The sequence below is a fragment of the Streptomyces sp. NPDC059866 genome (assembly GCF_042731325.1).
GTDB classification, from domain to species: domain Bacteria; phylum Actinomycetota; class Actinomycetes; order Streptomycetales; family Streptomycetaceae; genus Streptomyces; species Streptomyces flavusporus.
In genome coordinates, this window is the sequence record NZ_JBHWJT010000001.1 from 68,315 (window position 1) to 88,289 (window position 19,975).

The following is a 19,975-nucleotide window of genomic DNA, read 5'->3' on the forward strand; positions in this document are numbered from 1 at the left end:
GCTCACTCCGCGATGCCCACCACCAGCCAGATGAACGCCGCCCCCGCGACCGTGCACAGCAGCGTGGAACGGGCGGGGTGTTCGTGGTGGGCCTCGGGCAGGATCTCGGCCGCGGCGAGGTAGAGCAGTGCGCCGCCGAAGAAACCGAGGTAGGCGCCGAGCAGCGGCTCCGGGATGGCGAAGAGCAGGGTCGAGGCCGCGCCGGCGACCGGGGCGACCGCGGCGGCGAACAGCATCGTCAGCGCCCTGCGGCGGGCGTTTCCGTACAGGCGGGTGAGCGTGTACGTGTTGAAACCGTCCGCGAAGTCGTGGGCGATCACCGCGAGCGCCACGGCCACGCCCATGCCACCGCCGACCTGGAAGGCGGCGCCGATCGCCACGCCGTCCATCGCGCTGTGCCCGATCAGCGCGGCCGCCGCCGTCAGGCCCACCTCCGGGGTGCGGTCGGCGCGGCGGACGGCGAGCAGGCGTTGCACCAGATGGGCCAGCAGGAAGCCGGCCACGAAGAGGAGCAGCGCGGCCGGTACCCCGTAGAGCTCGGTGTCCGCCGCCGCCAGTGCCTCCGGCAGCACGTCCAGGCCGACGACGCCCAGCATCAGGCCGCCGGCCAGGCCCAGCACCAGGTGCCGGCGGTCGGTGACGCGCAGGGCCGTCCAGCCGCCCGCCAGCGTCATCAGGAACGCGCCGAGCGCGACGAAGACAGCCATGCGCCCTTGCTATCGGATCGACGGGCGTGTGCGCACTCCCCCACGCTCGGGCGTCACCAGCCGCAGTACTCGTAGGACTTGTAGGAGAGGACCGATTCCCATGGCCGATGCCCCCACCGGCAAGGTGACCTTCGTCGGTGCCGGCCCCGGCGCCGCCGATCTGCTGACGTTCCGTGCCGCGCGCGCCATCGCCGAGGCCGATGTCGTGATCTGGGCGGCGAGCCTGGTTCAGGCGGAGGTCCTCGAGCACGCCCGCGAGGGCGCGGAGATCCTCGACTCGGCGACGATGTCGCTGGAGGACGTGGTCGCCGTGTACGAGCGCGCGCACGCCGAGGGCCTGCAGGTGGCCCGCATCCACTCCGGTGACCCGGCGCTGTGGGGCGGCACGCAGGAGCAGCTCGACCGGTGCGCCGAGGTCGGTATCGCGACCGAGGTCGTGCCCGGTGTGTCGTCGTTCTCGGCGGTGGCCGCGCTCGCGCAACGGGAGCTGACCATCCCGGAGGTGGCGCAGTCGGTCGTCCTCACCCGGCTCGGCGGCGGCAAGACGCCGATGCCGCCCGGGGAGGAGGTGCGCGAGTTCGCCAAGCACGGCACGACCATGGCGGTCTTCCTGTCGGCGGCCCGCAGCGGGCAGCTGGTGCGGGAGCTGCTGGAGGGCGGCTATCCCACGACCACCCCGGTCGTCGTCGCCCACCAGGCGACGTGGCCGGAGGAACTGGTCGTGAAGTGCACGATCGGCACGCTGGAGGAGACGGTCAAGGAGCACAAGCTCTGGAAGCACACCCTGTTCCTGGTCGGTCCGGCCCTCGACGCGCACGGCACCCGCTCGCACCTGTACCACCCGGGGCACTTCCACGGGTACCGCAAGGCCGACCCGGAGGCCCGCCGGGCGCTGCGCGAGCGGGGTGCGAGCACATGATCACCGTCGTGGGTACGGGGACGGGGGCCCCGTTGCCCGAGGACGTGGTGGCCGGGGCGGAGCTCGTCGTGGGCGGGCGGCGGCATCTGGACGCCGTACGGCTGCCGGAGGGCGCCGAGCGGATCGTGCTCGGGCCGCTGGCGCCCGCGCTGGACACCATCGAGGAGTACGTCGCCAAGGACCGGCCGGTGGTCGTGCTGGCCTCCGGGGATCCGGGGTTCTTCGGGATCGTCCGGGCGCTTGCGGAGCGGTTCGGCGCCGGGCGGCTGGACGTGCGGCCCGGCGTCTCGTCCGTCGCCGCCGCCTTCGCCCGGATCGGGCTGCCCTGGGACGACGCCGTGGTGGTCAGCGCACACGGGCGGGAACTTCGGACGGCGGTGAACGTGTGCCGGGCCCGGCCGAAGGTCGCCGTGCTGACGGGACCTGGCGCCGGTCCGGCCGAGTTGGGGGCCGCGCTGCTGCACCGTGAGCGCGTCCTGGTCGTCGCGTCCGCGCTGGGCGATCCGGAGCGGGAGCGCGTGGAGCGGGTGACGCCCGCCGAGGCCGCGGCGCGTGACTGGGGTACGGCCGTGAGTGTCGTGCTGTGCCTGGACGAGACCCGTGCGCCGGGTGCCGTACGGACGGTCGCCGGGCCTCCCGCAGGGCCCGGTGGATGGGCGCTGGACGAGGCCGGGTTCGCCCACCGCGACTCGATGATCACCAAGTTCGAGGTGCGGGCGCTGGCCCTGGCCCGGCTCGGGCCGCGCCTGGGCGACCTGGTGTGGGACGTCGGTGCGGGCTCCGGCTCGGTGGCCGTCGAATGCGCCCGGCTCGGCGCCGCCGTCGTCGCGGTCGAGAAGGCAGCCGACGGGGTCGAGCGGATCCGCGCCAACGCCGGGGCGCACGGCGTCGACGTCCAGGTCGTGCACGGGGCGGCGCCGGACGTCCTGGCCGGTCTCGACGATCCCGACGCGGTGTTCGTGGGCGGCGGAGGGCGCGAGCTGCCGGCCGTCGTCACCGCGTGTGCGCGGCGCGCCCGGCGGGCGGTGGTCGTCGCGATGGCCGCGCTGGACCGGGTGCCGGCGGCACGCGAGGCGCTCACCGGTGCCGGATTCGACTGCGACGGCGTGCTGCTCCAGTCCTCCCGGCTCGCGCCGCTGCCGGGGGACGTGACCCGGCTGGCGGCGACCAATCCCGTTTTCCTGCTGTGGGGCACGAGGCCTCAAGTCTGTCGTGAAGGAGTTGACCGATGATCGGCCTCATTTCCGCCACCGCGGCGGGGGCGGCGGCGCGGGACCGGCTGGCCGCGGCGTGGCCGGACCGGACGCGGGTGTACGACGGTCCCGTGGGGGGCGCCGTGCGGGCCGCGTTCGCGGAATGCGAGCAGCTGGTGTGTTTTCTCGCGACGGGGGCGGTGGTACGGCTGGTCGCGCCACTGCTGTCGGACAAGAAGGCCGATCCCGGTGTGGTGTGCGTGGATGAGAGTGGGCGGTTCGCTGTCTCGCTGGTCGGCGGGCACGGCGGCGGCGCCAATGAACTCGCCCGGGAAATCGGCGAGTTGCTCGGCGCCGAGCCCGTGGTGACGACGGCGACCGACTCTGCGGGAATGGCCGGGCTGGACACTCTGGGTCTGCCCGTGGAGGGCGATGTGGCCGCGGTGTCACGGGCGTTGCTGGACGGCGAACCGGTCGCTCTGCGGGCGGAGGTGGCCTGGCCCCTGCCTCCCCTGCCGGTCGCGGCGGAGGGGTCGTACACCATCCGTCTGACGGACCGGGCGACCGACCCGGCGGAGCATGAGGTGCTGCTCCGCCCACCGTCCCTCGTCGTCGGCGTCGGCGCCTCCAGGAACGCCCCCGTCGACGAGGTCCTCGGGCTCATCGAGGGCAGCCTGCGCGACGCGGGACTGTCCCCTCGGAGCGTCGCCGAACTCGCCACCGTCGACGCGAAGGCCGGCGAACCCGGAATCGTCGAGGCGGCCGAGCGGCTCGGCGTGCCCCTGGTGACGTACTCCGCCGAGGAGCTGGCGCGGGTCGACGTGCCCAACCCCTCCGACGCGCCCCTCGCCGCCGTCGGGACACCGTCCGTCGCGGAGGCGTCGGCGCTCGTGCGGGGAGGCGAACTCCTCGTCCCCAAGCGGAAGTCGGCCATGGCCACCTGTGCCGTCGTACGGCGGCCGGGGCGCGGGCGGCTCGCGGTGGTCGGGCTCGGGCCGGGGGCCCGCGATCTGCTCACCCCGCGCGCGAAGGCGGAACTGCGGCGCGCCGCCGTGCTCGTGGGGCTCGACCAGTACGTCGACCAGATCCGCGACCTGCTGCGGCCCGGCACCCGGCTCCTGGAGTCGGGGCTCGGGGCCGAGGAGGAGCGGGCGCGCACGGCGGTCGAGGAAGCCCGGAAGGGACACGCGGTCGCGCTGATCGGCAGCGGCGACGCGGGCGTCTACGCCATGGCGTCACCGGCGCTGGCGGAGGCGGGCGCCGACATCGACGTCGTGGGCGTGCCCGGGGTGACCGCCGCGCTCGCGGCCGGGGCGATCCTCGGCGCGCCGCTCGGGCACGACCATGTGTCGATCAGCCTGTCCGACCTGCACACGCCGTGGGAGGTCATCGAACGCCGGGTGCGGGCCACCGCCGAGGCGGACATCGTCGTGACGTTCTACAACCCGCGCAGCCGGGGCCGCGACTGGCAGCTGCCGAAGGCGCTGGCGATCCTCGCCGAGCACCGCGAGCCGACGACACCGGTGGGTGTCGTACGGAACGCCTCGCGGCCGGACGAGACCAGCCGCCTGACGACCCTGGCCGCGCTGGACCCGGCGACGGTCGACATGATGACGGTCGTGACCGTCGGCAACACGGCCACCCGTGAGATCGCGGGGCGCATGGTGACGCCGCGCGGCTACCGCTGGCAGAACGACGCGCAGGAGGGCGCCCGGTGAACCGTGTGGTCCACCCCATCGAGCAGGAGTCCTTCCGGCGGCTGCGCGCCCGCCTGGACACCTCGCACTTCCCGCCACTGACCCGGGCGGTGGTGGAGCGGGTCATCCACTCCGCCGCCGACCTGGACTACGCGAGCGACCTCGTCATGGACGAGGGCGACCTGGCGAAGGCGTACACCGCGCTGCACTCCGGGGCCCCGGTCGTCGTCGACGTCGAGATGGTGGCGGCCGGGATCACCCGGCGCGAGACCGTCTGCCGGCTGAAGGACGCCGAGTCCGGGCCGGGGCTGACGCGTTCCGCGCACGCCATGCGGCTGGCCTACGAGGAGGTCGGACCCGGCGCCCTGTGGGTGATCGGCTGCGCGCCGACCGCCCTGGAGGAGCTGCTGACGCTGGATGCCGCGCCCGCGCTCGTCATCGGCCTGCCCGTCGGTTTCGTCGGCGCGGCCGAGTCCAAGGCCGCCCTGCGGGAGAGCGGACTGCCCGCCGTGAGCAACGTGTCCGAGAAGGGCGGTTCCGCGGTCGCCGCGGCCGCGCTCAACGCCCTGCTGTACCACCCCACTTCGTATTCCGAGGAGAAACAGTGACCACCCCGCCGCCCGCCCTGCTCATCGCCGGTCACGGCACCCGGGACGACGCCGGGGCCGAGGCGTTCCGCGACTTCGTACGGGAGCTGGGCCGCCGCCACCCCGACCTGCCCGTCGCGGGCGGCTTCATCGAGCTGTCCCCGCCGCCGCTGGGCGATGCCGTGACCGAACTGGTGGAGCGCGGTGTACGGCGGTTCGCCGCCGTTCCGCTGATGCTGGTGTCCGCCGGCCACGCCAAGGGGGACATCCCGGCGGCGCTGGCCCGCGAGAAGGAACGGCACCCGGGGATCTCGTACTCCTACGGGCGTCCGCTGGGCCCGCACCCGGCGCTGCTGAGCGTCCTGGAGCGGCGGCTGGACGAGGCGCTGGGGACCTCGGGGCGCAGCCCGCGGGACCGGGCCGACGTGACCGTGCTGCTGGTCGGCCGGGGGTCGACGGACCCGGACGCGAACGCCGAGGTGCACAAGGCGGCGCGGCTGCTGTGGGAGGGGCGCGGGTACGCCGGGGTCGAGACGGCGTTCGTGTCGCTGGCGGCGCCGGACGTGCCGAGCGGGCTGGACCGGTGTGTGCGGCTGGGGGCGAGGCGGATCGTCGTGCTGCCGTACTTCCTGTTCACCGGCATCCTGCCGGACCGGGTGCAGATGCAGACGGAGGGCTGGGCGGCCGCGCACCCCGAGGTCGAGGTGCGCTCTGCGGACGTGATCGGGCCGGAGCCGGAGCTGCTGGACCTGGTGATGGAGCGGTACGAGGAGGCGGTGCAGGGGGATCTGCGGATGAACTGCGACTCGTGCGTGTACCGGATCGCGCTGCCGGGCTTCGAGGACAAGGTGGGGCTGCCGCAGCAGCCGCACTACCACCCCGACGACGACGGTCACCACCATCACGGGCACCACCACGGCGGACACGCCCACTCCCATGCGCACTGAGGGCGATGCGCACGACCTGCGGCACCACGGGGACGCCGAGGTCCGGGACGAGGGGCGGTCACTGGTCGACCTGGCGGTCAACGTGCGCGCCGGCACACCGCCCGCGTGGCTGCGGGAGGTGATCGCCGGGTCGCTCGGCGGGCTGGCGGCCTACCCGGACGGGCGCTGCGCGCGGGCTGCGGTGGCGGCCCGGCACGCGGTCTCACCGGACCGGGTGCTGCTGACGGCTGGTGCGGCGGAGGCCTTCGTGCTGCTCGCCCGCGCCCTGAAGGTCCGCCGGCCGGTCGTGGTGCACCCGCAGTTCACGGAGCCGGAGGCGGCGCTGCGGGACGCGGGCCACACCGTCGACCGGGTGCTGCTGCGGGCGGAGGACGGCTTCCGGCTGGATCCGGCGGCGGTGCCCGAGGACGCCGACCTGGTCGTGATCGGCAACCCGACCAACCCGACGTCGGTGCTGCACCCGGCCGACGCCATCGCCCGACTGGCCCGTCCCGGGCGGACGGTGGTGGTCGACGAGGCGTTCATGGACGCCGTGCCGGGTGAGCGGGAGGCGCTGGCCGGGCGGACCGACGTTCCCGGGCTCGTGGTCCTGCGCAGCCTGACGAAGACCTGGGGGCTGGCCGGACTGCGCATCGGATACGTGCTGGCGTCCCCGGAGACCATCGGCGCCCTCGAACGCGCCCAGCCGCTGTGGCCCGTGTCCACGCCGGCGCTGGCCGCCGCTCAGGCGTGCGTGGGACCGCAGGCCCTGGCGGAGGCGGCACACGCCGCGCACCGCATCGCCGCGGACCGGGCCCACCTCGTGGCGGGGCTCTCCGGGATCGCCGGACTGCAGGTCGTGCAGCCCGCCGAGGGACCCTTCGTCCTCGTACGGCTGCCGCGGGCCGCCGTCGTACGCCGGCACCTGCGCGACCTCGGGTACGCGGTGCGGCGCGGGGACACCTTCCCCGGGCTGGGCGAGGAGTGGCTGCGGCTGGCGGTCCGGGACCGGGCGACGGTCAGCTCGTTCCTCGGGGCGCTGGAGCAGGCGGTGACACGGGCGGACCGCTGAGCCGGGGCACCCGCTCCCGGGTGCCGTCCGGGAAGCGGATCTCCACGGTTCCGTCGGCGTCGACCGTCGCGCCGGCGCCCGTGCGCAGAGCGTGCGGATCGGCGCTGAGCACCACGAGGGTGACCAACAGGCCGGCGCCGTCGGGCCGCTGAAGAACGGGCGTCGCCGAGTGGTGTCCGCAGGCATTGGCCCCGACGGCCTGCGCCACCGTGCCGTCGGCACCGCTCCAGCCGTACAGCCCGACGATCGCGCTGGTCAGACCGTCGGCGCGGCGGGCCAGCGCCCAGCCGGGCCCGGTGCGGGCGACCGGCGGCGCGGTGTCGTCGGCCACGGACCAACCGCCCTCGCGCACCGGCGTGCCGGGCGGTACGTCGAGACGGTGCACCCGCACCTCCCACGGGCCGTTCACCACGCTGACCGTCTCGATGCGATGGCCGCCGCCGGCCTGCCAGGAGGCGGCGCGGCGGCCCTCGGCACCGAGGGGGTGGATACGGCCGCGCGGGGACGGTGTGCCGTCGGTGGCCAGGACGGCGATGTGGTTGTCGGGGCCCGGTGTCTCGGGGGCCGTGGCGCTGGAGTAGGCGAGCCTCGCGTAGTGCGGGCTGTCCTCGGCCGTGGCGGGCGGGGGCGGCAGCCGGTCACTGCCGTGGTTGACCAGCCGTACGATCCCGTCGGCCGCGGTGGAGTGCAGCAGCCAGCCCGGTGCGGGCAGGGCCAGGCACACGTCCGTGGTGTCCACGGGGGCCGGTTCCTCGGGCGCCGTCCACACGGGGTGGTCCGCGGGCAGGAGCAGACCGAGGAAGGCCTTGCTCGCCCAGTACGGGGAGGCGGGGCCGGAGTACCGCTGGGTCACGCCGGGGAACGGCCGGTACCAGCCCAGCGTCAGCAGGCCCCGCTCGTCCGGCGCCCCGCGCTCGGCGAAGTGCTTCAGCGCGCCCGAGGCCAGTCGGCGGGTGCGGCCCGGCGGCAGCGGCGTGGCGTCGGCGAGCGCGCCCGCCCAGAGCGGGGCGGTGGTGGCGAAACGGTAGGTGAGGGAGCGGCCCTGGTGGACCGGGGCGCCGTCGGAGCCGAAGAAGTGCTGGTGGACGGCGAGGAATTCGTGCAGGCGGGCGCGATGCCGGGCCACCGTCTCCGGGTCCGCCCGCGGGCCCGCGATCCGCGCCCACAGCACCGGATACAGATGCAGCGCCCAGGCGTTGTAGTAGTCGAACTTCCGGCCGTCGCCGTCGGTGTACCAGCCGTCACCCCGGTACCAGTCGTCGAGCCGGGCGAGCCCGGCGTCGATCTCGGCCCGGCTGTGCGGGGCCCCGACGGACGCGAGGAACTCCTCGGTGATGACCTGGAACAGCCGCCAGTTGGAGTCGTTGGCACGGGCACCGACAAAACCGCCGAGCCAGTCGGTGACCTGCTCGCGTACGCGGTCGTCGAGGTGGTCCCACAGCCAGGGGCGGGACTCGTGCAGGGCGATGGCGACGGAGGCGGCCTCGACCATCGGCTGGGCTCGGTCGGTGATGGGCGGCCAGTGTTCCCCGTCGTGCGGGTCGGTGCCGGCGGCGAGTCCGGTGGCGTACCGCTCGATGAGGCCCGGGTCGATGCTTCCCCGTGCACCCGCGATACGGAAGGCGGCGAGCAAGAAGGAGCGCGCGAAGCCTTCCAGGCCGTCCGACCAGGGACCGGAGTGGCTGGGCGGTCCGGGGAGCCGGTACTGGGCGAAGCCGGGGGTCGCGTAGGGCACGAGCCCTTCCAGCAGCCGGTCGGCGACGGCCTCCCAGTGGGCGCGGGTCCAGCCGGTGACCGGCGAGAGGAGGGAGTCGAGCTCGGGCAGGCGCGTCGGGTCGGGGAGCGACACATGAGGGGCGCTCATACGGGGTTGGGTCCTCCTGAGTCGGGTGGCGCCGCTTCTTGACAGGCGCGGGGGACAGCGCCCCGTAAGGGGCGCGGGGCTGTATCGATGTGCGGCTCCGCCGCGATGGGGGTCCCCCCGCTCGAGCGAAGCCGAGAGTGGGGGAGCGACCAGCCACAAATCACCCGCAGTCGCCTACGGCGCCCCGAGCGAAGCGACGCTACGGCGCACAACGATGTGTGTCCCGAGCAGATGGTGATTCCCCCCGGCATGCTCGGGATCACGCAAAGCGATACGCACGGCGGCACGACCAAGCTCCTCCGCAGGAGTACGCACCGTGGTGAGCGGCGGATTGAAATCCTCGGCCAGCGGAATGTCGTTGTACCCGACAACAGAGATGTCATCGGGGACGCTCAGCCCAGCATCGGCAATCGCGCGGAGCGCCCCCGCAGCGACCATGTCGTCCCCCGCGAACACGGCCGTGAACTCCCGCGTCTCCTTGAGCAGTTCGGTCATCGCACGCAGCCCGGCCGCACGGCCGAGCCCACAGTCGACCACGCGGCCGGCGCTCCGCGGCAGCCCATGCTCGGCGAGCGCCGCCCGATACCCGGCGACGCGGGCGTCGAGCGCGGTGTTGCCGGGCAGTCCACCGAGGAACACGATCCGCCGGTGCCCGGCGGACAGCAGGTACCCGGTGATGGCCCGCGCCCCCGCCTCGTTGTCGAACTCGACGACCAGCGCCGGGATGTCAGGATCCGGCGCCGGTCGCCCGCACAGCACAAGCCGGCCCCCGGAGGAGTCCAGCGCCTGCGCATAGTGAGCGACGCGCGAGCGATACGCGTCGTCCTCGACGACCCCGCCGACCAGGATCACCAGCCGTGCCCCCTCCTCCCGCATCAGCTGCACGAACTCCATCTCGCGCTGCGGGTCCCCGCCGGTCGCGCCGACGACACACAGCCAGCCCCGGTCGGCGGCCTCCGCCTCCACGCCCTCGGCGACCTGGGCGTAGAACGGGCTGGTGACCTGGCGGACGACGACCGCGGCCATCTTCCGGCCGCCGCCCACCAGCGCCCGCGCATGCGCGTTGGCGACGTAGTCGAGGTCGCGGGCGGCGCGCAGCACACGGGCCCTGGTCGCCGTGGGCACCGGGTGGTTGCCGCTGAGCGCACGGGACGCGGTGGCCATGGACACGCCGGCCCGTTCGGCGACGTCGCGGATCGTGACCCGCCGTTTGGCGCCCATGTCGTTCCCCATCCCCCGCCTCTCCCCTTCCTGCCAGTGGTTCTTCAGGTGTTGGCCGCGTAGTCCTGCGCGAACTCCTCGGCCATTCTGTCGCCGCCCCGGTCCCGCCACCGCTTCACCGTCGCGTCCCATTCGGACAGCGGGATGCGGCCCGCGACGATGCCGGTGACGGTGTCGTCGAGGAGTGCCTTGAGTGTGGTGCCCTGGGCGTTGTTCGTGCGGGACTGCAGGCCGAAGGAGGCGTTGCGGATGGCGTGCGGGACGACCTTCTGCTGCCAGGCGTGCAGGGCCCGTACGGCGTCGGGCATACCGGGCACGAACAGCACCTGGGGGCCTTCGGCGAGGTACTTCAGCGGCAGGTTGGTGTTGTTCTCGACCTCGCCGAGCTTGGTGGGCTCGGGCGCGCCGCCCTTGCCGCGGGTGAAGTGGGTGCCCTCGACGCCGTAGTGGACGAGTTCCCACTCCTGGCTGCCGAAGGGGGCGGCGAGATAGTCGAGGATGCGCAGCAGCAGCTCGATGCGTTCCTTCTTCGCCTTCTTCAGCACGGTGTAGCCGAAGGAGCGGCGGGCGGCGACGATGCCGCCGGGCTCGCCGCCGACGCTGTAGGGGAGGGCGGCGGCCGGGGTCATCCCCGCCGGGGCTTCCTGGTACTTGGGCAGGTAGGCACCGAAGCCGTCCTGCATGGAGCCGACGGTGCCGTTGTAGTAGAGCGTGGTCAGGTCGATCTGGGAGATGGACGTGGCGTCGGGGTGGTACGAGCCGTTCTTGCGGAGCTGCGCCTGGAAGGCGATGGCCGCCTTGTAGCGTTCGTCGGCCCAGCCCGGCTGGAAGGTGCCGTCCTTGGTGACGGCCCAGCCCTGGGGCGCGTTGTGGGCGGCGGAGTGCACGGCGTTGCCGAACAGGGAGCCCTGGGCCGCGCCGAGGGCGTACGTCCGTCCCTTGGTCGCCTGCTTGGCGACGGCGGTGAAGTCCTCGGACGTCCAGCCCTCCCTCATGCCCGCGTCGGTGAACATGCCCTGGTTGATCCAGAGGGTGGAGCCGGGCAGCGGGCGTTCCAGGGGGATGCCGTAGAGGCGGCCGCCGATGCGGCCCATGTCCTGCCAGGCGTGGGTCGGGATGTTGGCGAGGTTGGGGTAGTCGGCGATGGCGTCGCCGGAGAGGAAGGGGGTGAGGTCCTCGGCGCGCCGCTGCACGAACTCGGCCTCGCGGGGCAGTACGAACCCGGAGAAGAGGTTGATGACGTCCGGCAGGGAGTCGGCGTCGCCGGCCATCACGGTTGCCATCTTCTTCTGGTAGTCGGCCTGGGAGACGATCGTGTACTCGATCTTCACGCCGAGGGCCTTCTCGACCGCGGCCCAGAACCGGTTGGCGGAGGCCGGTTTCGGGGGTGTGCCGAACGAGACCGACATGACCTTGATGGTGGAGCCGTCATCCGGGGTGCGGGCGACGGACCTGACCAGGTCGGTGGGATAGGAGGTGTAGCCGGCCTGGACGCCCGCCTGTGTGGGGGCGAGATCCGGCTCGGGACCGGTCGCGGGCTTGTACGCGGGCCAGGGCGCGAGCTTCTTGCCGGCGTTGGAGACGTCGCTGTCGCCGCCGGAGGAGGAGCAGGCGGTCAGCAGACCGGGGACGGAGACCGCGGCGCCACCGGCGGCCAGGGAACGCAGCAGGGTACGTCGGGACATGCGGGGCATGGGAGACCGGCCTTTCTGGATGCGGCTCTTGATGGGGTGTCAGCTCTTGATGGCGCCGGTGAGCACGCCCTTGGTGAAGTACTTCTGCAGGAAGGGGTAGACGAGCAGGATCGGCACGGTGGCGATCACCAGTACCGCCATCTGCACGGTCTGCGGGGCCGTGATGGTGGCCTCGCCGGTGGTCGCGTCGGTGAGCCCGGATCCGGCCACCACATAGGTGCGCAGCACCTGTTGCAGGGGCCAGTGGTCGCTCTCCAGGTAGAGCGAGGCGTAGAACCAGGAGTTCCAGTACGCCACCGCGTAGAACAGGCCCACGACGGCGAGCGCGGCCTTGGACAGCGGCAGCACGATCGAGAACAGCACCCGCCAGTCCCCCGCCCCGTCGAGGCGTGCCGCCTCGTACAGCTCCTCGGGGATGCCCTGGAAGAAGCCGCGCAGGACGACGAGGTTGAACACGTTCACCAGGACGGGCAGAACCAGGGAGGCGTAGTTGTCCAGCAGGCCCAGCTCCTTGACCAGCAGGAAGCTGGGGATCATGCCGGGCGGGAAGAGGAACGTGAACAGGATGAGCAGCAGCACCGGCCGACCGCCGAACACACCGGGGCGGGACAGCGCGTAGGCGAGGGTCACCGTGCAGGCGAGGCTGAGGAGCGTGCCGACGATCGTGACTCCGGCACTGACGCCGAGGGCATGGGTGACGATGCCGCCGTCGAGGATGTCCCGGTACGCGTCCAGGGACGGCTCCGTCGGCCACAGCACCCAGCCGCCGTTGGCCACGACCTCGTCCGTGGAGGCCAGCGACGTCGACACGATCACCAGGAACGGCACGCACACCAGCAGTACGACCGTGGCGAGCGCGAGGACCTTGCCGGCCTGGGTGAGGGGCCGGGGCTTCTCCAGCCAGCCCGGCCGTGCGGATGCGCTCACTTGTAGACCCCCTGTTCGCCCAGGCGGTGGGCGACCTTGTTGGCGGCGTAGACGAGGAGGGCGCCGATGACGCCCTTGAACAGGCCCGCGGCGGCAGCGAATCCGTAGTCGCCGCCGACGATGCCCTGGTAGTAGACGAAGGTGTCGATGATCTCGGCGGCCTCGGGACCGACCGCGTCACGTTGCAGCAGCATCTGCTCGAAGCCGACGGAGAGGATGTCGCCGAGCCGCATGATGAGCAGCAGCACGATCACCGGGCGGATGGCGGGCAGGGTGACGTGCCAGAAGCGCCGCCAGGGACCCGCCCCGTCGATCGCGGCGGCCTCGTACTGCTGCTCGTCGACCTGGGACAGCGCGGCGAGGAAGATGATCGTGCCCCAGCCGGCGTCCTTCCAGATGACCTGGGCGACGACGAGCGGCTTGAAGGCGTCGGGATTGCCGATGATGTCGACGGTGTGCAGCCCGGCACCGCTCAGGGTGCTGTTGAGCAGTCCGGTGTCGCCGAGCACCTGCTGGAAGAGGGCGACGACGATCACCCATGAGATGAAGTGCGGCAGATACGCCACCGACTGCACGAAGCGCCGGACCATGCTCCAGGTGAGGCTGTGCAGGAGCAGGGCGAGCGCGAGCGGCACCGGGAAGTAGAAGACCAGCTGGAGGACGGCGATCCAGAGAGTGTTGACGACGGAGGACCAGAAGGCCCCGTCCTCGAACATGCGCTGGAAGTTGCCCAGTCCGACCCAGGGGCTGCCCCACAGGCCGTCGAAGGGCACGTACTCCTTGAACGCGATGACGTTGCCGACCAGTGCGCCGTAGTGGAACAGCAGGAAGGAGGCGAGGCCGGGCAGCATGAGCAGGAAGAGAGTTCGGCTCCGTCCGTGAAAGCGCTTTCGCCGAACAACGGCCACGGTTCCCCCTCATGTCTCTGGATCGGCGTGAGGGGAAGTTAAAGCGCTTTCATTCGACAGTCAACAGCCCTGGCACAGAAAAGACGTTGGCCCACGTCAGGGCAGGTGCCTCGACGTGGGCCACAGGATGAAAACGCTTCCACTCCTGGTCTGTGTCAGCTCCGCTTGCGGCGCGCCAGGGCCACCGCTCCTCCGCCCGCCGCCAGCAGTGCGACGGCGCCGCCCGCGATGTACGGAGTCATCGAGCTGCCGCCCGTCTCGGCCAGACCCGACTCGGCGGGCGCACCCTGGGGCTTCACGCCGCCGACCGGATCCGCGCTCGGCGACGCGGCCTGCTCCGCCGGGGCCGCCGGCGCCTCGCAGGTCGCCTTCGCGAGCGTGAGCGTGCCCTCGACCTCGGCGACGTTCAGCTTCAACGGGTTGACGGAGACCTTGAGTTCGAGGGCGGTGGCAGCCGCCGTACGGGAGGTCGTCTCCCGCTGCGAGAGGTCCAGGCGCACCTCGCCCACGCCGGGGACCGTCACGTCGGTCGGACCGCCGGCGGTCAGCTTCACGCGCTTGCCCAGTACCGTCACCGCGCCCAGCACGTTGGAATCGGCGACCGGCGCCTCCCCGGCCGCGCAGGTCGCCGTCGAGGTGATGCCCTCGACCTCGATGAGGGACAGCAGCGGCAGACCGGGGACGTGGAGCTGGGCGTTGGCCAGCCGCGTGGAACCCTCCGCCTTCTCGGCGGTCACCGTCGCCTTGGCCTGCGCCACGTCCGCGCGCAGCACGGTGAACGGGTTTCCGCCGTCGACGCCGTCCAACTGGGCGGTCAGCGCGGTCTTCTCGGCGCTCTGCGGCGCCTGCACCTCGTTGAGGGAGACCGCGAGCGGGACGTTCACGGTCTTGTTGAGCAGGGACACATCGAGCCCGGTGCGCAGCACGACGGCGCTCGCGCGGCCCTCGTCACCGGTCGCGTGGGCGGAGCCCGCGCCGGCCAGGGCCGCGGGACCGGCGGCGAGGACGGCGGCAGCCGCCACGGCGGCCGAACTACGGGCAGGTCTGCGGAAGTTGAAGCTGTTCAAGGATGGGACTCCCGTGAGAGACGAGCTTGGGACCCGGCAAGGATTACGCACTGAGAGTGAACCGTCAGCCACGAGAGGTGACTTCACCCCAACGTGTGGTTTTCGTGCGCTGCTTCGAATCTCTGTGCCGACAGGCGACGGGGAACGAGCGCTCCTATGGTGGTGGTGAAGGGCCTTGCGGCCCAGGTCGCGGGCCTGGCCCGACGTGCCTGGAGTCAGCCCATGACGCGTTCGTTCGGACGTCTGCGCAGGGGGGCCGTCATCGCCGCGGCGGTGGGCATGCTCGTGGTGCCGGTCGGGGGCGGAACCGCCGTCGGTGCGCCGTCGTTCGCGCCCACCACCGCCATGGAACAGCCGTCGCCCTCCCCTTCCCCCACGGACGAGTTCCGCGCGCTCACCCCCGAGGTGAAACAGCAGGTCGACGAGGCCGTGCAGCGGGTCATGCGCGAGGCGAACGTGCCCGGGGTGACCGTGGGGCTGTGGACGCCGGACAAGGGGAATCACGTGAGGTCGTTCGGCGTCGCCGACAAGGACAGCGGCCGGAGGATGTCGCCGGATCTGTACATGCGGATCGGCAGCGAGACCAAGACCTTCACCGTGACGGCACTGCTGAAACTGGTCGACGAGGGCAGAGTCGGCCTGGACGACACGATCGGCCAGTACGTCGAGGGGGTGCCCAACGGAGACCGGATCACCCTGCGCCAGCTGGCCGGGATGCGCAGCGGGCTCTTCAACTACACCGAGGACCCGGACTTCTTCAAGGCGCTGACATCCGATCCCCAGCGGCCCTTCACACCGCAGCAGCTGCTCGACTACGCGTTCAAGCACCCGGTGCTGTTCCAGCCGGGCGAGGAGTTCTACTACTCCAACACCAACCTCATCCTGCTCGGCCTGGTCGTAGAGGAAGCCGGCGGACAGCCGCTCGGCGAGTACATCGAGGAGAACATCCTCGAACCGGCCGGCATGGACCGCACGATCTTCCCGACCGACGCGGCGTTCCCGAGTCCGCACGCGCAGGGGTACACGGACCAGACCGCGGACGGAAAGGTCGCCAACAGCACCGACTGGAACCCCTCCTGGGGCTGGGCGGCCGGCGCGATGATCTCCACGCTGGAGGATCTGCGGACCTGGGCACCCACCGTCGCCACCGGCGTCCTGCCCGACGGGGACATCCTGATCAGCCCCGCCGTCCAGAAGCAGCGGCTCGACACGCCGCCCACCACCATCCCGGGCGCCGGGTACGGCCTCGGCATCTTCAACGTCCAGGGCTGGATCGGCCACAACGGCTCGCTGCCCGGCTACGAGTCCCTGACCATCTACCTGCCGTCGGCAGAGGCCACCATCGTCGTGCTGCTGAACACCGACATCAACCACGACGGCACGGAGCCCAGCACACTCTTCGGCGATGCGATCACGAAGATCGTCAGTCCCCGGCACGTCTTCAACCTGCCCGCGCAGCCCGCGGCCCGCTGACCCGCCCGCACGACCGCCCTACCCGACGACCCGCCCGTTCAGCACGATCCGCCGAGGCGCCGCCAGGACGCGTACGTCCGCTCGCGGGTCGGACGCGTACACCACCAGGTCCGCCGCCGCGCCCTCCTCCAGGCCGGGGCGGCCGAGCCATTTGTGGGCCGCCCAGGCCGTCGCCGAGAGCGCCTCGACCGGTGGGATGCCGGCGGTGACCAGTTCCGCGACCTCGGCCGCCACCAGACCGTGGGGCAGGGTGCCGCCCGCGTCCGTGCCGACGAAGACCGGGATGCCGGCGTCGTACGCCGAGCGCACGGTGTCGTAGCGCCGCTCGTGCAACCGTCGCATGTGCTCCGACCAGCGCGGGAACCTGGACTCGCCGCCGTCGGCCAGCTTCGGGAAGGTGGCGATGTTGACGAGGGTCGGCACGATCGCCACCCCGCGATCGGCGAACAGCGGAATCAGGTCCTCCGTCAGGCCCGTCGCGTGCTCGATGCAGTCGATGCCCGACTCGACCAGGTCCCGCAGGGAGTCCTCGGCGAAGCAGTGGGCGGTCACGCGGGCGCCGAGGCGGTGCGCCTCGGCGATTCCCGCCTCCACCGCCTCGCGCGGCCAGCAGGCCGACAGGTCGCCCACCTCGCGGTCGATCCAGTCGCCGACCAGCTTCACCCAGCCGTCGCCGCGCCGGGCCTCCTGGGCGACGTAGGCGACCAGGTCGTCCGGTTCGATCTCGTGGGCGTAGCCGCGGATGTAGCGGCGGGTGCGGGCGATGTGCCGGCCGGCCCGGATGATCTTCGGCAGGTCCTCGCGGTCGTCGATCCAGCGGGTGTCGGAGGGTGAGCCGGCGTCGCGGATCAGCAGGGTGCCCGCGTCGCGGTCGGTCAGCGCCTGCTTCTCCGCGATGTCGTCGTCGACGGGGCCGTGCGCGCCGAGGCCGACATGGCAGTGCGCGTCGACGAGGCCGGGCAGGGCCCAGCCCTCGACGGTACGGATGTCGCGGGCGCCGACGGGACGGTCGTAGGAGATCCGGCCGTCGACGACCCACAGCTCGTCCCGGACGTCGTCGGGTCCGACGAGCACCCGTCCCTTCACCCGCAGCACAGCGCCATTCCTCATGAGCTGCACTGTAGTCAGGCAGGCCCTACTCGCTCTTCCCGCCCACCTGGTCCGAGGTCTCCTCCTCCACGTTCGCCATCGCCGGGTCGAGGAGACGGGAGAGGAAGTGGCGGGTGCGTTCGTGGCGGGGGTGGGCGATGACCTGGTCGGGGGTGCCGTCCTCGACGATCACGCCGCCGTCCATGAAGACGACCCGGTCGGCGACCTCGCGGGCGAAGGTCATCTCGTGGGTGACGACCATCATCGTCATGCCCTCGTTCGCAAGCATGCGCATGACGGCCAGGACGTCCCCCACCAGCTCCGGGTCGAGCGCCGAGGTCGGCTCGTCGAACAGCATCACCTCGGGGCCCATCGCCAGCGCGCGGGCGATGGCGACGCGCTGCTGCTGGCCGCCGGAGAGGGAGGAGGGGTAGGCGGTCGCCTTCTCCGACAGGCCCACACGCTCGAGGTTCTCGGCGGCGACCCGGGCCGCCTCCGCCTTGCCCCGCCCGAGCACCCGGCGCTGCGGCAGCGCGAGGTTCTCGGTCACCGTGAGGTGCGGGAAGAGGTTGAACTGCTGGAAGACCATGCCGATCCGGCGGCGTACCGCGTCGATGTCGACATCGGGGTCGGTGACCTCCGTACCGCCGACGAAGACCTGGCCCTTGGTCGGCTCCTCCAGGAGGTTCACACAGCGCAGCAGCGTCGACTTGCCGGAGCCGGACGGGCCGATGACACAGACGACCTCGCCCTGGCCGATCTCCAGGTCGATGCCGCGCAGCACCTCGTTGTCGCCGAAGGACTTGTGCAGCTCGCGGATCTCGATTTCCGGACGGCTCATTTCACGGCCTCCTGGGCCTTCGTCTCCATACGGCGTACGACGAAGCCGAGCGGGATCGTGACCAGCAGATAGCACAGGCCGGCGACCAGGATCGGCGTGGAGTTGGCGGTCTGGCTGGCGAGGTCACGGCCGAACTTGGACAGCTCCCGCTCCTCCAGGGTGACACCGAGGAACAGCACCAGCGAGGAGTCCTTGAAGAGCAGGACGAGTTCGTTGGTGAGCGGCGGCAGGATGATCCGGAAGGCCTGCGGGAGGATGATCGAGACCATGGCGCGGGCGGGCGAGAAGCCCAGGGAACGGGCCGCCTCCATCTGCCCCTTGGGCACCGCCTGGATGCCCGCGCGGAACGTCTCGGCCATGTACGCGGCGGCCACCAGGCCGAGTGCGAGGGCGACCTTGCCGTACGTTCCGCCGGGGATCTCGGTGCCGGGGAAGGCCAGCGGGACGGCCACCCCGATGAAGATGAAGATCAGCAGGGCGGGCAGGCCGCGGAAGATCTCGATGTAGATACCGGCGATCCAGCGGTACGGGCCCACGGAGGACAACCGCATGAGGGCCAGCACCATGCCGAGCACCAGGCCGACGAGGAAGCCGGACACGGTGTAGAGCACGGTGTTCTTCAGCGCCAGCGTGATGACGTCCGGGAACATCTGCTCGGCGATGTCCTGCTGGGCGAACTGGTTCTGCAGCCGGCCCCAGTCGGCGCCGACCGCGAGGGCGACCAGGGCGCCGACGAAGACGACGTACTGCACACCGCGGGACACCCGGCGCTTCTGACGCCGGGTCAGCCCCTTCTTCTTCGGCTGTACCGTCACCTCGGTCATGAGGCGGACGGGGAGGCCGCGGACTCCTCGTACGGTCCGATCCACTGCTCGTACAGCTTCTTGTACGTGCCGTCGGCCTTGGCGTCCGCGATTGCCTTGTTGACGGCCTTGAGCAGCGGCTCGTTGCCCTTCTTCACCGTGAAGCCGTACTGCTCGCCGGTGTTGATCTGCTCGGCGACCTCGAAGGCGTCGGCGTTGGCCTGGTCCTTGAGCCAGCCCTGGACGACCGGGTAGTCGATCACGACGGCCTCGACCTGGCCGGTGCGCAGGCCGTTGATGACGGCGTCGGAGGACTCGAAGGAGACCGGGTCGAGGCCCTGGCTCTTGGCGTAGTCCTCGCCGGTGGTCTGCGCCTGGGCGCCGACCTTCTTGCCCTTGAGGTCGGCGAAGGAGCCGATGCCGCTCTTCTTGTCGACCAGGACGGCCTGGGTCGCCTCGAAGTAGGGGTCCGAGAAGTCGACGTTCTTCTTGCGCTCCTCGGTGATGGTCATGCCGGCGGCGGCGAGGTCGCACTGGCCGGCGTTGAGGGACCCGCCGGTCTTGAAGTTCTCGAAGGGCTGGTCGATGATCTGCTGCTGCACGCCCAGATCCTCGGCGACCAGGTCGACGAGGGAGACGTCGAAGCCCTGCACCTTGCCGTCGATCTCCGACTGGAAGGGCGGGTAGGGCAGGTGGGTGCAGGTGGTGAGCTGGCCGCCCTTGACGAGAGTGACCCCGCCGGCGGCGGTCTGCGTACCGCTCGCGTCGCCGTCGTCCGACCCGCAGCCGGCCACGAGCAGCAGCCCGGCCGTCGCAGTGGTGGCGGCCAGAATGCGGGCTCGGCGCCCGAGGACCGTGATCACGGGGACCTCCTGTGAGGGAACTATGGGTTCCGATTATAAGGAGAACTTTGAACCACTCAAACCAAACCCATGGCCACGAGACCGTCAGGCCTGAGAAGTCTCCGGTAACAGGGGGTGTGCGGCC

General features: G+C 71.9%; 18 protein-coding genes. 7 read left to right on the forward strand and 11 right to left on the reverse strand.

The genetic code is table 11. The features are described from left to right. Nucleotides 1-2: 2 nt before the first annotated feature. Nucleotides 3-707 carry a ZIP family metal transporter gene (locus tag ACFV7R_RS00345; protein WP_385258099.1) on the reverse strand — a complete coding sequence of 235 codons (705 nt, stop codon included), beginning with the start codon at nt 705-707 and terminating at the stop codon, nt 3-5. Between the two features lie 100 nt (nt 708-807). On the opposite strand from ACFV7R_RS00345, the gene cobM reads away from it, so the two are divergent. Genes cobM through cobC form a run of 6 tightly spaced genes read left to right on the forward strand, consistent with a single transcriptional unit; the run spans nt 808 to nt 7,101 of the window. Further along, complete coding sequence (cobM, locus tag ACFV7R_RS00350) at nt 808-1,626, forward strand: precorrin-4 C(11)-methyltransferase (RefSeq protein ID WP_385258101.1); 819 nt, start codon at nt 808-810, stop codon at nt 1,624-1,626. Further along, nucleotides 1,623-2,858 carry a precorrin-6y C5,15-methyltransferase (decarboxylating) subunit CbiE gene (cbiE, locus tag ACFV7R_RS00355; RefSeq protein ID WP_385258104.1) on the forward strand — a complete coding sequence of 412 codons (1,236 nt, stop codon included), beginning with the start codon at nt 1,623-1,625 and terminating at the stop codon, nt 2,856-2,858. The genes cobM and cbiE overlap by 4 nt, the downstream gene beginning before the upstream one ends. Continuing rightward, entirely contained in the window at nt 2,855-4,537 is a 1,683-nt protein-coding gene (gene cobJ / locus ACFV7R_RS00360) for a precorrin-3B C(17)-methyltransferase (RefSeq protein ID WP_385258106.1), read from the forward strand. Before cbiE ends, cobJ begins: the two co-directional genes overlap by 4 nt. Then, nucleotides 4,534-5,124, forward strand: coding sequence for a precorrin-8X methylmutase (locus tag ACFV7R_RS00365; RefSeq protein ID WP_224739764.1), 591 nt, complete (start codon nt 4,534-4,536; stop codon nt 5,122-5,124). Before cobJ ends, ACFV7R_RS00365 begins: the two co-directional genes overlap by 4 nt. Further along, nucleotides 5,121-6,050: a sirohydrochlorin chelatase gene (locus tag ACFV7R_RS00370; protein WP_129797183.1), complete on the forward strand. Its 930-nt coding sequence runs from the start codon at nt 5,121-5,123 to the stop codon at nt 6,048-6,050. The genes ACFV7R_RS00365 and ACFV7R_RS00370 overlap by 4 nt, the downstream gene beginning before the upstream one ends. Continuing rightward, nucleotides 6,040-7,101 carry an Rv2231c family pyridoxal phosphate-dependent protein CobC gene (gene cobC, locus ACFV7R_RS00375; RefSeq protein ID WP_385258110.1) on the forward strand — a complete coding sequence of 354 codons (1,062 nt, stop codon included), beginning with the start codon at nt 6,040-6,042 and terminating at the stop codon, nt 7,099-7,101. The genes ACFV7R_RS00370 and cobC overlap by 11 nt, the downstream gene beginning before the upstream one ends. On the opposite strand, the gene ACFV7R_RS00380 is transcribed toward cobC, so the two are convergent. The 6 genes from ACFV7R_RS00380 to ACFV7R_RS00405 form a co-directional block, all read right to left on the reverse strand. Next, a complete protein-coding gene (locus ACFV7R_RS00380; RefSeq protein ID WP_385258112.1) occupies nt 7,049-8,965 on the reverse strand; it encodes a DUF2264 domain-containing protein in 1,917 nt (638 codons plus the stop codon). The two genes, cobC and ACFV7R_RS00380, sit on opposite strands and share 53 nt — an antisense overlap. 174 nt (nt 8,966-9,139) lie before the next feature. After that, a complete protein-coding gene (locus tag ACFV7R_RS00385; RefSeq protein ID WP_385258874.1) occupies nt 9,140-10,186 on the reverse strand; it encodes a LacI family DNA-binding transcriptional regulator in 1,047 nt (348 codons plus the stop codon). Between the two features lie 44 nt (nt 10,187-10,230). Further along, the gene (locus ACFV7R_RS00390; RefSeq protein WP_385258114.1) at nt 10,231-11,880 is read right to left on the reverse strand and encodes a sugar ABC transporter substrate-binding protein; all 1,650 of its coding nucleotides are present in this window, start codon (nt 11,878-11,880) and stop codon (nt 10,231-10,233) included. Between the two features lie 39 nt (nt 11,881-11,919). Next, on the reverse strand, nt 11,920-12,807 hold the full coding sequence (locus ACFV7R_RS00395; RefSeq protein WP_129797187.1) for a carbohydrate ABC transporter permease: 888 nt from the start codon (nt 12,805-12,807) through the stop codon (nt 11,920-11,922). Continuing rightward, on the reverse strand, nt 12,804-13,658 hold the full coding sequence (locus ACFV7R_RS00400) for an ABC transporter permease (RefSeq protein ID WP_385258117.1): 855 nt from the start codon (nt 13,656-13,658) through the stop codon (nt 12,804-12,806). Before ACFV7R_RS00400 ends, ACFV7R_RS00395 begins: the two co-directional genes overlap by 4 nt. Before the next feature lie 212 nt (nt 13,659-13,870). Next, nucleotides 13,871-14,782 (reverse strand): SCO1860 family LAETG-anchored protein, encoded by a 912-nt coding sequence (locus tag ACFV7R_RS00405; protein WP_385258120.1) that lies wholly within the window; start codon nt 14,780-14,782, stop codon nt 13,871-13,873. Nucleotides 14,783-15,004: 222 nt separating this feature from the next. Here ACFV7R_RS00405 and ACFV7R_RS00410 point away from each other — a divergent pair, with 222 nt between their 5' ends. Next, nucleotides 15,005-16,255 (forward strand): serine hydrolase domain-containing protein, encoded by a 1,251-nt coding sequence (locus ACFV7R_RS00410; protein ID WP_385258123.1) that lies wholly within the window; start codon nt 15,005-15,007, stop codon nt 16,253-16,255. Nucleotides 16,256-16,273: 18 nt separating this feature from the next. On the opposite strand, the gene ACFV7R_RS00415 is transcribed toward ACFV7R_RS00410, so the two are convergent. The 4 genes from ACFV7R_RS00415 to ACFV7R_RS00430 are packed head-to-tail and all read right to left on the reverse strand — an operon-like array spanning nt 16,274 to nt 19,851. Continuing rightward, nucleotides 16,274-17,365, reverse strand: coding sequence for an amidohydrolase family protein (locus ACFV7R_RS00415; RefSeq protein WP_385258125.1), 1,092 nt, complete (start codon nt 17,363-17,365; stop codon nt 16,274-16,276). A gap of 25 nt (nt 17,366-17,390) precedes the next feature. Then, nucleotides 17,391-18,185: an amino acid ABC transporter ATP-binding protein gene (locus ACFV7R_RS00420; protein ID WP_385258127.1), complete on the reverse strand. Its 795-nt coding sequence runs from the start codon at nt 18,183-18,185 to the stop codon at nt 17,391-17,393. After that, nucleotides 18,182-19,009, reverse strand: a complete 828-nt coding sequence (locus ACFV7R_RS00425; RefSeq protein WP_385258130.1) for an amino acid ABC transporter permease — start codon at nt 19,007-19,009, stop codon at nt 18,182-18,184. Before ACFV7R_RS00425 ends, ACFV7R_RS00420 begins: the two co-directional genes overlap by 4 nt. Continuing rightward, nucleotides 19,006-19,851: a transporter substrate-binding domain-containing protein gene (locus ACFV7R_RS00430; protein WP_385258131.1), complete on the reverse strand. Its 846-nt coding sequence runs from the start codon at nt 19,849-19,851 to the stop codon at nt 19,006-19,008. Before ACFV7R_RS00430 ends, ACFV7R_RS00425 begins: the two co-directional genes overlap by 4 nt. Nucleotides 19,852-19,975 lie beyond the last annotated feature (124 nt).

Excerpts from the sequence above, each read along its gene's own strand:
- cbiE (WP_385258104.1), top strand. The coding sequence starts at position 1,623 with ATGATCACCGTCGTGGGTACGGGGACGGGGGCCCCGTTGCCCGAGGAC.
- ACFV7R_RS00380 (WP_385258112.1), bottom strand. The coding sequence starts at position 8,965 with ATGAGCGCCCCTCATGTGTCGCTCCCCGACCCGACGCGCCTGCCCGAG.
- ACFV7R_RS00425 (WP_385258130.1), bottom strand. The coding sequence starts at position 19,009 with ATGACCGAGGTGACGGTACAGCCGAAGAAGAAGGGGCTGACCCGGCGT.
- cobM (WP_385258101.1), top strand. The coding sequence starts at position 808 with ATGGCCGATGCCCCCACCGGCAAGGTGACCTTCGTCGGTGCCGGCCCC.
- cobC (WP_385258110.1), top strand. The coding sequence starts at position 6,040 with ATGCGCACTGAGGGCGATGCGCACGACCTGCGGCACCACGGGGACGCC.
- ACFV7R_RS00390 (WP_385258114.1), bottom strand. The coding sequence starts at position 11,880 with ATGCCCCGCATGTCCCGACGTACCCTGCTGCGTTCCCTGGCCGCCGGT.
- ACFV7R_RS00420 (WP_385258127.1), bottom strand. The coding sequence starts at position 18,185 with ATGAGCCGTCCGGAAATCGAGATCCGCGAGCTGCACAAGTCCTTCGGC.
- ACFV7R_RS00345 (WP_385258099.1), bottom strand. The coding sequence starts at position 707 with ATGGCTGTCTTCGTCGCGCTCGGCGCGTTCCTGATGACGCTGGCGGGC.
- ACFV7R_RS00400 (WP_385258117.1), bottom strand. The coding sequence starts at position 13,658 with ATGCTGCCCGGCCTCGCCTCCTTCCTGCTGTTCCACTACGGCGCACTG.
- ACFV7R_RS00410 (WP_385258123.1), top strand. The coding sequence starts at position 15,005 with ATGACGCGTTCGTTCGGACGTCTGCGCAGGGGGGCCGTCATCGCCGCG.
- ACFV7R_RS00385 (WP_385258874.1), bottom strand. The coding sequence starts at position 10,186 with ATGGGCGCCAAACGGCGGGTCACGATCCGCGACGTCGCCGAACGGGCC.
- ACFV7R_RS00415 (WP_385258125.1), bottom strand. The coding sequence starts at position 17,365 with ATGAGGAATGGCGCTGTGCTGCGGGTGAAGGGACGGGTGCTCGTCGGA.
- cobJ (WP_385258106.1), top strand. The coding sequence starts at position 2,855 with ATGATCGGCCTCATTTCCGCCACCGCGGCGGGGGCGGCGGCGCGGGAC.